Here is a 13,163-nt window from a genome sequence, read left to right as displayed (position 1 = left end):
GGCCGGTGCCAGGATGGGGGCATGGGGGCAACGACAATGCATGCGCTGGCGATCGCGATCCCGACCGGTGGGGTCGCGATCCTCGCCTATCTGGTGGTCGGCCTGGTGATCGGGGTCGAGTCGATGGGGGTGCCACTGCCCGGTGAGACGACGCTGATCGCCGCCGCGCTGCTGGCTTCACAACACGACCTGAACATCGTCTTCGTGATCGCCTCGGCCGCGGCCGGCGCGATCATCGGCGACTCGATCGGGTACTTCATCGGCCGGAAGGCGGGTCGCGGGCTGTTCGAGCGGCTCGGCCGGCGGTTCCACCACTTCTCCGAGGAACGGATAGTCAAGGCTGAGAAGTACTTCCACAAGTACGGCGTCTGGACCGTCTTCTTCGGCCGGTTCGTCGCGCTGCTGCGGATCTTCGCCGGCCCGATGGCGGGCATGCTGCGGATGCACTACCCGCGGTTCCTGGCCGCCAACGCGGCCGGTGGCATCGCCTGGTCGACCACGATCGGCGTCGTCGCGTACAAGATCGGCGACAACGCGGACAAGATCTTCGGCGAGGTCTCGGTCTGGGCGCTGGTGGTGATCGGCGCCGCGCTCGTGGTGGCGTACGCGGTCTACAAGATCCGCAAGCGCCGGCACGCGGCACAGCCTGTACCCGCTGCCGGCGACGCGGACGTAGTACCGGCCGGCGGCGAAGCGGGCGTAGTACCGGCTGGGTCAGCGGACGCTTAGAGCCATCGTCTGGGTCGTCTTGCCGAGCAGCGGGCGGCCCAGCGACATCGCCGTGGGGATCACGAAGCGGTAGGCGTAGATGCCCGGCTGATTGACCTTGAAGGCGACCACCGCGGTGCCGCGCCGCATCGGGACCCGCAGGCTCGCCCAGTGCCTGGTCTGCTTGTTCCAGGACTGGAACGTCACCACTGTGTTCATCGCCGGCCTGACCACGACGATCGCGGTCACTGTCTCGCCGCGCTTCTTCATCGCGCCGCCGAGGAAGCCGGTCGTCTGGATCCGGGTCACGGTCTGGGTCAGCCGCGCCTTGCTGGTCGACTGCGAGGCGACCGAGCCGATCTCGCTGTAGTCCTCCGTCATCACCTTGTACGGCCGGCTGGCGCTCGTCACGACCGGGATCTCGTAGTGCCCGCCGGAGGTGGTCTTGCCCCGCCCGGCCGGGGTCCAGCGCGCATGCGGTCTCACCTGGGTCAGCACCACGACGGGCAGCCCGGACATCGTCGTTCGTTGCTGCACGCAACTACCTTCGTCGGCGCAGACGACCTGCTGGAGGATCGACCGGCCACGGATCTTGACCGGCAGACCGTACTGCGCGGCCGCGGGGATCGAGGCCTCCGTCGTACTGCTGCGGGCCGAGATCTGGCCGCCGACGGCCGTCGACCACTCGTTCTGGGCGCGCAACTGGAAGAGGTACGGGGGCTTGAGGTTCTTGACCACCTGACGCGTCGAGGTGGTGCCCGGCCCGGCCGTGCGCAGGGGTTGCCCCGGGCGGCCGACGACCGGCACGTACAGCTGGGTCTTGGCAGGCACGTCGAGCGGGTCGTGAGGGCTGAAGTCCTCTGGCGTCGGCGGTACCGTCCAGCGGATCAGGACGGCGCCCTTGCCTGTCGGGGTCGCCGACGCGCCGCTCGGGCGGACGGGTCCGCTGGTGTCGAAGACCGGGGAGCTGGCCAGTTTGCTGGACATCCCGCCGGTCGACGTGCCGATGCCGACGGAGACCTTGTAGTTGCCGTCCGGCGGGAAGGCCGAGACCGGGATCGCCCAGGTGTTGGGGGCGTCCGCGGCGACGAACTTCACGTACGACGGGCTGGTGCTGAGCACGCCCTCGATGGTGATCCGGTTGGGGGCGTCGGAGTCGTCCCAGCTGACCTTGACCTCTTGCCGGGTGCTGTCGGCCCATGCCACGGTCACGTTCGTCGGTACCGGATCCGACGAGCAAGCGGTCAGCAGGGTCGCGCCGATGACGGTCGCCAGGGCGGCCGACAAGACGCTGCGGAACCTCACCATCTGGCCTCACCCGAACTCGTGGACGGTCGCGTAGACCTTACCTACCGGCCTCAACGCGGATTCCGGCAGTAGGGTCGGCAGCGTGCGTCTGACTGCGGACACCTGCCGCGAACGGTTCACCGCCGCCGACCATGCGTACCTGGCCAGTATCAGCCCTGGGGACCCGCTGAGGCCCCATCTCGTACCGGTCGTCTTCGCCCTCTCGGCCGACGAGGTCGTGATCGCCATCGACCAGAAACCCAAGTCGACCACCGACCTCCGCCGGCTCCGCAACATTTCCGCCAACCCCCAGGTCGCGCTGCTCTGCGACCGGTACGACGCCGACTGGCGCCAACTCTGGTGGGTCCGAGCCGACGGCCGGGCGCGGGTCGATGCTTCGAATCCTTCCGCGATCGAACTGCTGGTAGCCAAGTACCCGCAGTACGTCACCGATCCCCCACGTGGCCCGGTCATCACGGTCACGGTCGAGACCTGGTCCGGCTGGTCCTTCAGCTAGCTTGGTAAGTCAACTCACGAGGGGGAATTCCGATGGCATTCATCAGTCCGTCCGAACCACCACCCGGCTTCCTGGACGACAACCGCGCACCGGCCGGCCACATCCCGAACTTCGTCCAGACCTTCGCCTCCCGTCCCGACGTCTTCGACGCCTGGAAGCAGTTGAACGGCGCGATCAAGGCCAACATGGACCTCCGCCGGTACGAACTGGCGACCCTGGCCGCCGCCACGGCCCTGCGGTCCAGCTACTGCAGCCTCGCCCACGGCCAGGTCCTGGCCGACAAGTTCTTCTCCCCCGACGAGGTGGCAGCCCTCGTCGACTCCCCGGCCCCGGACCCCGTCGACCGCGCCGTAATGGCCTTCGCCCGCAAGGTAGCCCTGGCCGCCGACACCGTGACCCAGTCCGACATCGACGACCTCCGCTCCCTCGGCCTGTCCGACGACGACATCCTCGACGTCTCCCTGACCGCCGCCGCCCGAGCCTTCTTCTCCAAAACCCTCGACGCCACCGGCACCACCCCAGACCCAGCCTTCAAAACCCAACTCCCCCCAACCCTCACCGAAAAGCTGTCGGTCGGCCGCCCGATCGAGTGACACGATGACCCGGTGCGCGACATCACCGGCGACTTCGAGATCCACCTGACCGCCACCCCTGGGTCGACCGGGTCACTGGCTGCCTTCGCCGAGCGGCACGGGCTCAAGTTCAGCGACATCCTGCTCGACCGCGGTCGGAATCCGGCCCAGCCGATGCTGACCATCCGGGCGTCGGGCCGGCTGGGCAAGGTCCACAAGGCCGCCCGCAAATGGCACAAGAAGGCTCATCGAGTCGCCCTCATCACGCGCTTGAAGATCGAGGCGGCGCCGTGGAACGACGGCGTACCGGCCGGCGACGAGGCAGCCGAGGCAGGGCGGTACTTCGAGCACCATGTGAAGCTGCTGTTGCCGGAGGCCACCAGGGAGAGCCTGCTCGCGATCACTGCGCTGGTGGAACCACATGGTGCCCGGTTGTCCGCCAACGCCCGGCGGCACCGCGACGACGGGCAGCACGAGCGGTTCGTCACCCAGCGCTGTCACGGGGTCGGACGCGCGTCCGCCAAAGCGCAGCTGGAGCTGGTGCTGGCGGCGCTGCGGGAGTACGAGATTCTCGAGGTCGAGGAGGAGTACGTCGTCGTCGACACCGACCTCGACCTCGACGAGGGCTGGCTGCGGATCACCCCGGCTCCCCCGTCATACGCGGAGCAGTTGGCCGAGCGCGAGAACAGAGCACGGCATGCGCCGGCCGGGGCCAAGGACTACCCACCGACGTACCAGCCCCTGCCCGCCGACCCGACGGTTCATCAGCGGGCAGCCTTCGATCCCTCGGTCGCGCACTACCAATTCGCTTATCGCGCCGGCGAGCCGACATTCGACGATCCTGAGCTGACCGCGCGCTGGCGATCCACCCGGCGGTGCGCGATCGATCACCTGCTGGGGCTGATCGCCGGCTCCGACTGGGCCGACAAGCTTGTACTCCGGGGCAGTGTCGCCCTGCGCGAGTGGTTCGGGGAGCTGGCCCGGGAGCCGGGTGACCTCGACTTCGTGATCCGGCCGCACACCATCGGCTTCAACAGCAGGGAGGGCCTGCGCCTGCTCGATGACGTGATCGCGGCCGTCGCCGCGGACCCGGGGCCTGGACTGAAGGCTGGTCAGGTCTCCCGCGACGAGATCTGGACCTATGAGCGCGTCCCCGGCCGGCGGCTGGTCTTTCCGTACGAACAGGAAGGCCTGACCGGTTCGGTGCAGCTCGACTTCGTCTACAACGAAGAGTTGCCGCTGGAGCCCGAGCGGCTGCCGATCGGCGACGCCTGGCTGCTCACGGCCGGACCCGAGCTCTCGCTCGCCTGGAAGCTGCTCTGGCTGGAATCCGACCTGCATCCGCAGGGCAAGGATCTGTACGACGCCGTGCTGCTGGCCGAGCGGACCGACATCTCCCCCGCGCTCGTCCGAGCCGTGGTCGTACCCGAAATCCCTGGCCAGGAGTTCGGACCAAGGTCCGTGCTGGAATGGCCCGTCGACTGGCAGAACTTCCTCGACGAGTACCCAGGGGTGGAAGGCAACGCGGAATCGTGGAAGCGGCGGCTCGTCGTGGCGTTGGAGCGGTCCTACTCCGGTTGATTGTGGTTGGTGCCGTTGAGGTGGAACGGTGTTGTGACGCCTTCGTACATGAGGTGGGTTACCAGGCCTTGGGCGGCGTGGGGGAGGTTGTGGCAGTGGTCCATCCAGATGCCTGGGTTGTCGGCCTGGAAGGCGATTTCGTAGGTTTCGTTGTCTTCTACGTTGAGGGAGTCGGTCCACCAGGGGCTGCCGGTGGCTGGGACGCCGTTGCGGGTGAGGACTACCACGTGGTGGCCGTGCAGGTGCATGGGGTGGACCTGGCCGGAGGTGTTCTTGACGGTCATCGTGACGAGGTCGCCTTCGGTGACCATGAACATCGGTACGCGGGGGAACTGGTGGCCGTTGATCGTCCACCAGAGGCCGGGTTTGCCGTTGAAGAAGCCTGGGCGGCGGCCGATGCGGTAGTCGAAATGGCGAGTCGCCTTCGCCGGGTCGAAGGGCAGGGCGGCTGGTTTGCCGTAGGTGAGGAGGTCGACCCGATCCTTCGGCTCGGGACCGGTTGGTGCGTTGCCGTCGCCGAGCACCAGGGTGGTCGGGCCGCCGCCTAGGCCGATTCGGACGGCCTTGCCGGGTGGCAGGGTGAGCTCTAAGTCGATTCGGCCGCCTGCTGTGACCAGTACGGACTTGCCCTCGACAGGGGTCGGGCCGTTGACCGCAGTACCGTCTACTGCGACTACTCGGTACCCGGTTCCGTCTACCCAGGCTGCCATCGGCCCGTTGTCCGTGTTGATCAGCCTGAGCCGCACAGCGCCGGTCGCGGCGACCCTGCGCTCGCCGTAGCCGCCGTTGACGGTTCGGACCTTGTCGTAGGTGTGCACGGCGGCCACTACGTCCGTAGTACCGGGTGAGATGACCAGTACGCCGTACAGGCCCTTCTTCACCTGCTCATGCGACAACTGGTGCGAGTGGTACCAGTACGTGCCCGCGTCGACCGCCACGAACCGGTAGGTGAACGTCTGACCCGGTTGGACCGCGTCCTGGGTGATCCCGGCTACTCCATCCTCGGCGGCCGGTACGTCGACGCCGTGCCAGTGCAGCGTCATCCCGTCCGGCACGGACTCGTTGACCAGGGTGACCTCGATCAGATCGCCTTGTTTCGCGTTGATCTGGGGACCGGGTGAAGTGTGGTTGAGGGTGTAGCCCTCCGTCGGCCCGCGGCCCGGGAGGTCGAAGCGTTCCTTGCGCGCGACCAGCCGCACCGACACATCAGCAGCCCGATCGGCGACCGGCTTGAGCTCAGCCAGACTGCTGCTGCCGTGGTGGTGCCCAGCCGGCATCGCGGGTCCACCGCCGTAGTCGGCGTACCCCATGTCCATCGCCGACAGGCCGTCCGGCACCAGGCTCTGCTGCCAGAACCAGCCGATCGGAGCGAGCACCACCAGCGTGGCCGCGATCGCGACCAGCGTGCGGCGGCGCGGCATCAGTCTCGTCTGCGGGGCACTAGAAGGTTGCCTCCGTCCCGGCCTGCGTAGGCTCCCGGACAGCGGCCGCCTGCTTCGCGGCAATCCCCGCGACCCCGGCCAGCGCCAACGCGTTCGCGGCGTGCAGAGCACCGATGACCGGCACCGAGAAGGACGCGAACGCCAGCGCGATCTGCAGCACGACGAGGCCGAACACGATCAGCGCCCACTTGATCCCGCCGTTCACCCGGGCGAAGAACGACACGATCAGCAACAGGATGGCCAGCAGCGGGATCACCATCGTGCCGACGACGCTGTGCAGGTGGTGGCCGAAGTTGCCGTCGTAGTTCTTGTCGATCACCAGACCGTCGTCGACGTCCTTCAGAGCGGTGAACCAGGCCAGCCCGATCGCCATCACCTGGATCAGGACGCCGACGGATATCAGGATCGCGAGGACGCGATAGATGGATTTCATGACCCTCCCCCGGACCACGCGACCCGCGTGCTGCGACCACGGTCCCCTGTGGCCCCGGGCCTCCCCGCCCAGGTGTCGCTGATCACATCGTGATCCTGTGACCGGCAGTACACAAGAGCCTTGCGCCGTGAGTTGAAGGTAACCGTCAGTGCTGGTTGCGGGCGAAGGCCTGGTGCAGGCCGTGCAGGGTGAGGAACGGCTCGTGGTGCTGGATCTGGGTCGACTCGCCGACGATGAGGGGGGCCAGCGCGCCGGTGGCGACCACGGTGACCTGGTCGAGGCCTTGCTCCGCGATGATCCGGGTGATCAGCCCGTCGACGAGCGAGGCGAAGCCGAAGACGGCGCCTGACTGCAGGGCCTCGACGGTGTTCTTGGCGACGACCGAGCGCGGCCGGACGAGCTCGATCCGGCGCAATTGGGCCGCGGAGGCGCCGAGGGCCTCGACGGCCGTCTCGATGCCGGGCGCGATCGCGCCGCCGATGAAGGCGCCGTTGGCGTTGACGACGTCGACGGTGGTCGCGGTGCCGAAGTCGACGACGATGCAGGGAGCGCCGTACCGGTTGACGGCGGCCAGGGCGTTGGCGATGCGGTCGGTGCCGACCTCACGCGGGTTGTCGACGAGCACCGGCAGGCCGGTCTTCACACCGGGCTCGACGACGACACTCCGTACTTCGGAGTAGTACCGAGCGACAACATCCCGCAACTCGTGCAGCACGTGCGGTACTGCGGAACACACCGCCACCCCCGACACCGGGGACTCGCCGGCCAGCAGTCCTTCGAGGAGAACGGCCCACTCGTCCGCGGTACGGCGTGGATCCGTCCCCACCCACCAGTGACGCTTGACCGTGCCCTCGAAGATCAGGCCGACCAGTGTCCTGGTGTTCTCAACGGCGACGGCGAGCAGCATCAGGCAGCCTGAAGGTCCATGGCGATGTCGAGCACTGGTGCTGAATGAGTCAGCGCACCTACCGCGAGGAAGTCGACGCCGGTCTCGGCGACCTCACGGGCCACCTCGAGCGTCAGCCCGCCGGAGGCCTCCAGCCGCGCCCGGCCGGCCACCTTCTCGACGGCCTCACGCAACAGCGCGACCGGCATGTTGTCGAGCAGCACCAGTTCAGCGCCCGACTCCACCGCGATGATCGCGTCCTCGACGGTGTCCACCTCGACCTCGACGGACAGCTCCGGATAGGCCTCGCGAACCAGCTTGAACGCCTCGGCGACCCCGCCGGCCGCGATGACGTGATTGTCTTTGATCAGAGCCGCGTCCGACAAAGCCATCCGGTGGTTGCTCCCGCCACCGCAGCGGACCGCGTACTTCTCCAGTTGGCGCAGCAGCGGCATCGTCTTGCGGGTGTCGCGGATGACCGCCCCGGTGCCCGCGACGGCCTCGACCCAGTGACTGGTCAGCGTGGCGACGCCGGAGAGGTGGCAGAGCAGGTTGAGCGCAGTGCGCTCGGCCGTGAGCAGCTGCCGGGTCTTGCCGCGCACAGTCATCAGCACCGCGCCCGCCTTGACGTGCGCGCCGTCCACGACGGAGTGCTCGATCTCCACCTCGTCCTTGCCCGCGATCAGCCGCACCACCAGCTCGGCGATCTCCAGGCCGGCCACGACACCGTCGGCCCGGGCCACGAACTCGGCGACCGAGATCTGGTCCGCCTCGACCGTGGCGGTGGTGGTCACGTCGACCCCACCGGCCAGGTCTTCCTCGATGGTGGCCCGGACGAGGTCCTCGACCCATTGCTTGTCGAGCGTGTCATCCATTACTTGTTCCCCTCAGGTGTTGCTTGCGCCACGAACGTCGCGGCAGGCCGTGCCGAATCATCCTCGGCCGGCAGCGTCAGGTCCAGACTGCCCGACCAGTGCTCGTCGTCGCGATCCGGGTGGTCCTCCCGCCAGTGCGAGCCGCGGCTCTCCTCCCGGGTGGTCGCCGCTTCGATCAGCGCGGAGGCCACCGTGGCCAGGTTCGTCGCTTCCCAATCGGGAGTTCCAGGCTGCTCGGCCGGCTGCTCGATCAGCTTGGCGAGTCTGTCACCAGCCTCCGACAGTCCGCTCGCGCTCCGGATCACGCCGGCGCCCACGGTCATCACCCGCTGCAACTCCGGTACTACGTCCGCCGCCACGAGCCCTGATACCCGATGATCGGAGGCCGGCTCACGTAGTACCGGCAGGTGCTCGGCAAGGGACGCAGCGATCCGGCGGGCGAAGACGAGGCCCTCGAGGAGCGAGTTGGAGGCCAGCCGGTTCGCACCGTGTACGCCGGTGCAGGCCACCTCGCCACAGGCGTACAACCCGGGCACCGACGTCTGGCCGTGCAGATCCGTCCAGACGCCACCGGACGAGTAGTGGCAGGCCGGCGCGACCGGGATCAGCTCGTGCACCGGGTCGATGCCGTGCGAGCGGCAGGACGCGAGGATGGTCGGGAAGCGCACCCGCCACTTCTCGTCGCCGAAGCCGCGGGCGTCGAGGAACATATGATCCTTGCCCGAGGCAAGCATCTGGCGCATGATCGCCTTCGCCACGACGTCGCGCGGGGCCAGGTCGGCCAGCTCGTGCTGACCCTGCATGAACCGCTTGCCCTCGTGGTCGACCAGGAACGCGCCCTCGCCGCGGACGGCCTCGGACACCAACGGCTGCTGGCCTTTGGCGCCCTTGCCGAGCCACAGCACGGTCGGGTGGAACTGGATGAACTCGAGATCGCGTACCTTCGCGCCGGCCCGCAACGCGAGCGCCATCCCGTCACCGGTCGAGACGCTCGGGTTGGTCGTCGCGGCGTACAGCTGGCCGAGTCCGCCTGACGCAAGGATCACTGCGCGGCTGCGGATCGCGCCGACGCCGTCCAACTGTCCCTCACCCATGACGTGCAGGGTCACGCCCGCTACCGCGCCGTCTTCGGACAGCAGCAGGTCCAGTACCAGCGCGTGCTCGATGATCCGGATGTCGGGCGCGCGCTTCACCGCGGCGACCAGTGCGCGCTCGATCTCCGCACCGGTGGCGTCACCGCCCGCATGAGCGATCCGGTTGCGGTGGTGGCCGCCCTCTCGGGTCAGTGACAGGCCTCCACCGGCACCGGTGTCGAATACGGCTCCCAGCTCGATCAGGTCCCGTACTGCCTCCGGGCCCTCAGTCACCAGCACCCGAACGGCCTCTGGGTCCGACAGCCCGGCCCCGGCGACCAGGGTGTCGTTCAAGTGATCCTCAGGCGAGTCCTCCGGGCTCAGCGCCGCAGCGATCCCGCCCTGGGCCCACTGGGTCGACCCGGAGGCTACGACGTCCTTGGTCACCACCAGTACCGAACCGAGCTCACGAGCCCTCAGGGCAGCCGTCAGCCCCGCTATCCCCGAGCCGATCACCACCACGTCGACCGTGTCGGTCCAGCCAGGTTCAGGCGCAGCCAACCGCTGCGGCACAGCAGGAGCAGTCATCCCGCGACGGTATCAACCGATTTCACCGGAGCGTGATGGAAATGTTGTCAATGAGACGAGTACTACCTACGCGAGCCGCTATGAGCATCCTGGCCTCGCCGGGGCCGATCACTGGGCCCAGGTCCGGCGCCCTGAGCGCTAGGTAGTCGAGCTGGACGGATGGGACGGCCTCCAGCTCGGCATGAGCGGCAGCGAGTACTGCATCGGGTCCATTCATCCCGGCCTTCGCCCCTGCGGTCAGCGCGCGGTAGAGGACGAGCGCCTCGTCACGCTCGGTCTCATCCAGGTAGCGATTGCGTGAGGACAGCGCTAGTCCGTCGGGCTCGCGTACGGTCTGCACCGGCACGATGTCGACGTCCATGTCGAGGTCGCAGACCATCTCGCGGATCAGGGTGAGCTGCTGGTAGTCCTTCTCCCCGAACAGCGCCAGATCCGGCTGGGTCAGGTGCAGCATCTTGGACACCACCGTCAGCACCCCGGTGAAGTGCCCCGGCCGGACCTGTCCCTCGAGCTCGTCGGCCAGTGGGCCGGGATGCACGGTGATGGACGGCTCGTTCGGGTAGAGCTCGTCGCGGGACGGGTTGAAGACCAGGTCGACGCCCTCGTTCTTGGCGATCGCCAGGTCGCTGGCCAGCGTGCGCGGGTACCGGTCGAAGTCCTCGGACGGCCCGAACTGCAAGGGGTTCACGAAGATCGTCAGCACCACGCTGCCGTCCGGCCCGACCCGTTCGCGGGCCTCGGCCAGCAAGGCCGCGTGGCCCTCGTGCAGCGCGCCCATCGTCATCACGACCGCCCGCGGCCGGATCGCCGCCGCCGCTCGCAGCTCGGCCTTGGTCTGGGTGAGTCTCACCGTGGTGCCTCCCCTGTTCGATCCTGCTCAAGCACCTCTTGCAGTAGTTCGTAGAACCGCTCGGCCGTACTGCGCTCCAGCCGGCCGTCCGCTGTCGCCAGGTCCACCGTCGCCCGGGCCAGCTCGGCGTACGTGCTCGCGGTGCGCCCTCGTAGTACCGCCAGATGGGCTGCCACCGTCTCGACGTCGCCGCGCGCTATCGGCCCAGTGAGCGCATCATGACCGGAGCGCAGCGTGTTGTCGAGAGTTGCGGTCAGCAAGGGTCGCAGTGTCGCGGCCGGGTCGGTGATGCCGGCGTCTCGTAGTACTGCGAAAGCCTGTACGAGCAGAGTGGTCAGGTGGTTCGCCCCGTGCACCAGACCCGCGTGGTAGCGGGCGCGCTGGTCCTCGGCGACCCACTGGAGGTCGGCACCCAGGGCCTTCACCAGTCGCTCCACCACCGGCTTTGCCCGATCGGGCGCAGTTGCGGTGAAGGTGATGGCGCTGAGGTCGGGGTAGTCGCCAGTGAAGGTCATAGGCGGGTGCAGCGCTACGGGGATCGCCACTGTCGGCTGCAGGACGGATACCCCGTGTGCGCCGGACAGGTGGACGACGTACTGCTCTGCTGTCAGCGGCAGACTCTGGGCAACCTCACTGATCGCGCTGTCCGGTACTGCGACGAGCACGACGTCCGCGCGAGCTGTCACCTCGTCGGGCGACAGGATCGGGACGTCCGGAAGGAGCCTCGCGGCGCGATCCAGCGATGCCTGCGAGCGTGCTGTGACCCCGGTGACGGGATGCCCGACGGACGCCAAGGCTGCTCCCAAGGCGCTGCCGGCCCGGCCGGAGCCGATGATGCCGATGCGTTCCATGTCCACTCTCGTACGTTCCAGTCCCCTGAATGCCCTGAGGACACTGTCGAGGTACCAGACGAATTGATGCGGTTCAGGACAGCGTAGTGCTCAATTTGCCGGGTTGGGTCGAGTGCTCCGTCACAAGTGGGACGATGTGGCGGTGAGTGGACTACCTGACCCCTGGGCGCCGCAGACAGGGCTGACTGCGATCCTGATCGCGGTACCCGAGCTGACCGAGTTCACCGATCGGTGGCGCTCGGTCTCCTTCTCCTCGGCGCGCCCCACGGCCGCCCTCACCGAGCTGGTCCCGCCGCACGTGACAGTGCTCGTGCCCTGGCTGCAGGACCCGTCTCCTGAGGACGTACAGCGGCTGCAGGACGCAGTAGTCGACATCGAGCCGTTCGACCTGTGCTTCCCGACTGCTGGTCAGTTCCCGAACGGCACGACCTGGCTGCGGCCCGAACCGTTCGACCAGGTACGCGACCTGGTGGCGACCGTACTGGCGGCCTTCCCCGAGTGCCCGCCGTACGGCGGACAGTTCCCCGACCCACATCCCCACTTGACGATCTCTTCGTCCGACCGGGGCGGCCCCGGCCTGGTCGCCGAGGCCCAGGCGGCCCTGGCGGCCGAGGAGATCCCGCCGATCCGCCTCGACGACCTGACCATCTGGCGCGAGGGCGACGACGGCGTCTGGCAGCTCACCGGCTCAGTCGCACTTGGCGGGGACCCTGCGCTGTGAGGTTCCGCGAGGCCTGGCAGGCGGCCCTCTACGGTCCCACCGGCTTCTACCGCCGTGAACGGCCCGCCGCGCACTTCCGCACCTCGGTGCACGCCTCACCCCTCTTCGGCCAGGCAATAGCCCGGTTGGCCGAACAGATCGGCGCCAAGCAGGTGATCGACATCGGTGCAGGCGAAGGCGAACTAGGCCGCGTACTACGAGCCGCCGGGCTGGAGGTTGTCGACGTGGAACTGGACGACCAGTTGCCCGCCCGGCTGACCGGACTCGTGATCGCGAACGAGTGGCTGGACAACGTCCCCTGCGAGGTCGCCGAACTGGATGAGACCGGCGTGGCGCGCTACCTGCTGGCCGATCAGACACTGGGTGATGTTGTCGAAGGCAACGACCTGGCCTGGCTGGAGAGGTGGTGGCCGCTCGGCGCCGGTGGAGTGAACGGGACAGCCGAGGTGGGCGCCCGGGCCGAGATCGGGCTGGCTCGGGACGCGGCCTGGGCGGACGTGGTGAGCCGGCTGGACGAAGGCGTCGCCCTAGCGATCGACTACGGCCACATCCAGCAGCCGGAGAACACCTTCGCGGCCGGGCTGCCGCCGCACGACAGTCCGCCCGGGCGACCGCCGTACGGGACGCTGACTGCCTTTCGCGGCGGCCGCGAGTGCGAGGTCGTCCTCGACGGCTCCTGCGACATCACCGCGCACGTAGCGCTCGACTCCCTGGCTGCCGCGGTCGGCGGCGAGCTGACGACCCAGCGCGAGGCACTGCAAGCGCTCGGCCTCTCAGCC

General features: G+C 68.3%; 13 protein-coding genes and 1 pseudogene. 6 read left to right on the top strand and 8 right to left on the bottom strand.

Annotation, left to right across the window (positions count from 1 at the left end; genetic code table 11):
• Positions 1-21: 21 nt before the first annotated feature.
• Positions 22-729 carry a DedA family protein gene (locus tag ACIA12_RS26225; protein WP_396369728.1) on the top strand — a complete coding sequence of 236 codons (708 nt, stop codon included), beginning with the start codon at positions 22-24 and terminating at the stop codon, positions 727-729.
• On the opposite strand, the gene ACIA12_RS26220 is transcribed toward ACIA12_RS26225, so the two are convergent.
• On the bottom strand, positions 715-2,016 hold the full coding sequence (locus ACIA12_RS26220; protein WP_396369727.1) for a hypothetical protein: 1,302 nt from the start codon (positions 2,014-2,016) through the stop codon (positions 715-717). The two genes, ACIA12_RS26225 and ACIA12_RS26220, sit on opposite strands and share 15 nt — an antisense overlap.
• 82 nt (positions 2,017-2,098) lie before the next feature.
• Between ACIA12_RS26220 and ACIA12_RS26215 the strand changes: the two genes are divergently transcribed.
• The 3 genes from ACIA12_RS26215 to ACIA12_RS26205 are packed head-to-tail and all read left to right on the top strand — an operon-like array spanning position 2,099 to position 4,665.
• Entirely contained in the window at positions 2,099-2,512 is a 414-nt protein-coding gene (locus tag ACIA12_RS26215; protein WP_396369726.1) for a TIGR03668 family PPOX class F420-dependent oxidoreductase, read from the top strand.
• Between the two features lie 32 nt (positions 2,513-2,544).
• A complete protein-coding gene (locus ACIA12_RS26210; RefSeq protein ID WP_396369725.1) occupies positions 2,545-3,105 on the top strand; it encodes a carboxymuconolactone decarboxylase family protein in 561 nt (186 codons plus the stop codon).
• A gap of 12 nt (positions 3,106-3,117) precedes the next feature.
• A complete protein-coding gene (locus ACIA12_RS26205) occupies positions 3,118-4,665 on the top strand; it encodes a nucleotidyl transferase AbiEii/AbiGii toxin family protein (RefSeq protein ID WP_396369724.1) in 1,548 nt (515 codons plus the stop codon).
• Here the strand turns inward: ACIA12_RS26205 and ACIA12_RS26200 are convergent.
• The 7 genes from ACIA12_RS26200 to ACIA12_RS26170 all read right to left on the bottom strand — a co-directional run bounded on the left by ACIA12_RS26200 (position 4,653) and on the right by ACIA12_RS26170 (position 11,663).
• Positions 4,653-6,086, bottom strand: a complete 1,434-nt coding sequence (locus ACIA12_RS26200; RefSeq protein ID WP_396369723.1) for a multicopper oxidase family protein — start codon at positions 6,084-6,086, stop codon at positions 4,653-4,655. The two genes, ACIA12_RS26205 and ACIA12_RS26200, sit on opposite strands and share 13 nt — an antisense overlap.
• 19 nt (positions 6,087-6,105) lie before the next feature.
• The gene (locus ACIA12_RS26195; RefSeq protein WP_396369722.1) at positions 6,106-6,540 is read right to left on the bottom strand and encodes a hypothetical protein; all 435 of its coding nucleotides are present in this window, start codon (positions 6,538-6,540) and stop codon (positions 6,106-6,108) included.
• Between the two features lie 145 nt (positions 6,541-6,685).
• The gene (locus ACIA12_RS26190; protein ID WP_396369721.1) at positions 6,686-7,447 is read right to left on the bottom strand and encodes a type III pantothenate kinase; all 762 of its coding nucleotides are present in this window, start codon (positions 7,445-7,447) and stop codon (positions 6,686-6,688) included.
• On the bottom strand, positions 7,447-8,301 hold the full coding sequence (gene nadC, locus ACIA12_RS26185) for a carboxylating nicotinate-nucleotide diphosphorylase (protein ID WP_396369720.1): 855 nt from the start codon (positions 8,299-8,301) through the stop codon (positions 7,447-7,449). The genes ACIA12_RS26190 and nadC overlap by 1 nt, the downstream gene beginning before the upstream one ends.
• On the bottom strand, positions 8,301-9,962 hold the full coding sequence (locus tag ACIA12_RS26180) for an L-aspartate oxidase (RefSeq protein WP_396369719.1): 1,662 nt from the start codon (positions 9,960-9,962) through the stop codon (positions 8,301-8,303). Before ACIA12_RS26180 ends, nadC begins: the two co-directional genes overlap by 1 nt.
• Before the next feature lie 22 nt (positions 9,963-9,984).
• Positions 9,985-10,812: a pantoate--beta-alanine ligase gene (gene panC, locus ACIA12_RS26175; protein ID WP_396369718.1), complete on the bottom strand. Its 828-nt coding sequence runs from the start codon at positions 10,810-10,812 to the stop codon at positions 9,985-9,987.
• Entirely contained in the window at positions 10,809-11,663 is an 855-nt protein-coding gene (locus ACIA12_RS26170; RefSeq protein WP_396369717.1) for a Rossmann-like and DUF2520 domain-containing protein, read from the bottom strand. The genes panC and ACIA12_RS26170 overlap by 4 nt, the downstream gene beginning before the upstream one ends.
• Positions 11,664-11,805: 142 nt before the next feature.
• Here ACIA12_RS26170 and ACIA12_RS26165 point away from each other — a divergent pair, with 142 nt between their 5' ends.
• A complete protein-coding gene (locus tag ACIA12_RS26165; RefSeq protein ID WP_396369716.1) occupies positions 11,806-12,384 on the top strand; it encodes a 2'-5' RNA ligase family protein in 579 nt (192 codons plus the stop codon).
• Positions 12,381-13,106 (top strand): annotated as a pseudogene (locus tag ACIA12_RS26160) (SAM-dependent methyltransferase); the annotation flags it as partial. The gene ACIA12_RS26165 and the pseudogene ACIA12_RS26160, both read left to right, overlap by 4 nt.
• Positions 13,107-13,163: the final 57 nt, after the last annotated feature.

This window comes from Kribbella sp. NPDC051620 (assembly GCF_044453825.1).
In the GTDB taxonomy this organism is placed as follows: domain Bacteria; phylum Actinomycetota; class Actinomycetes; order Propionibacteriales; family Kribbellaceae; genus Kribbella.
This window is presented reverse-complemented; position numbering and strand designations above follow the sequence as displayed.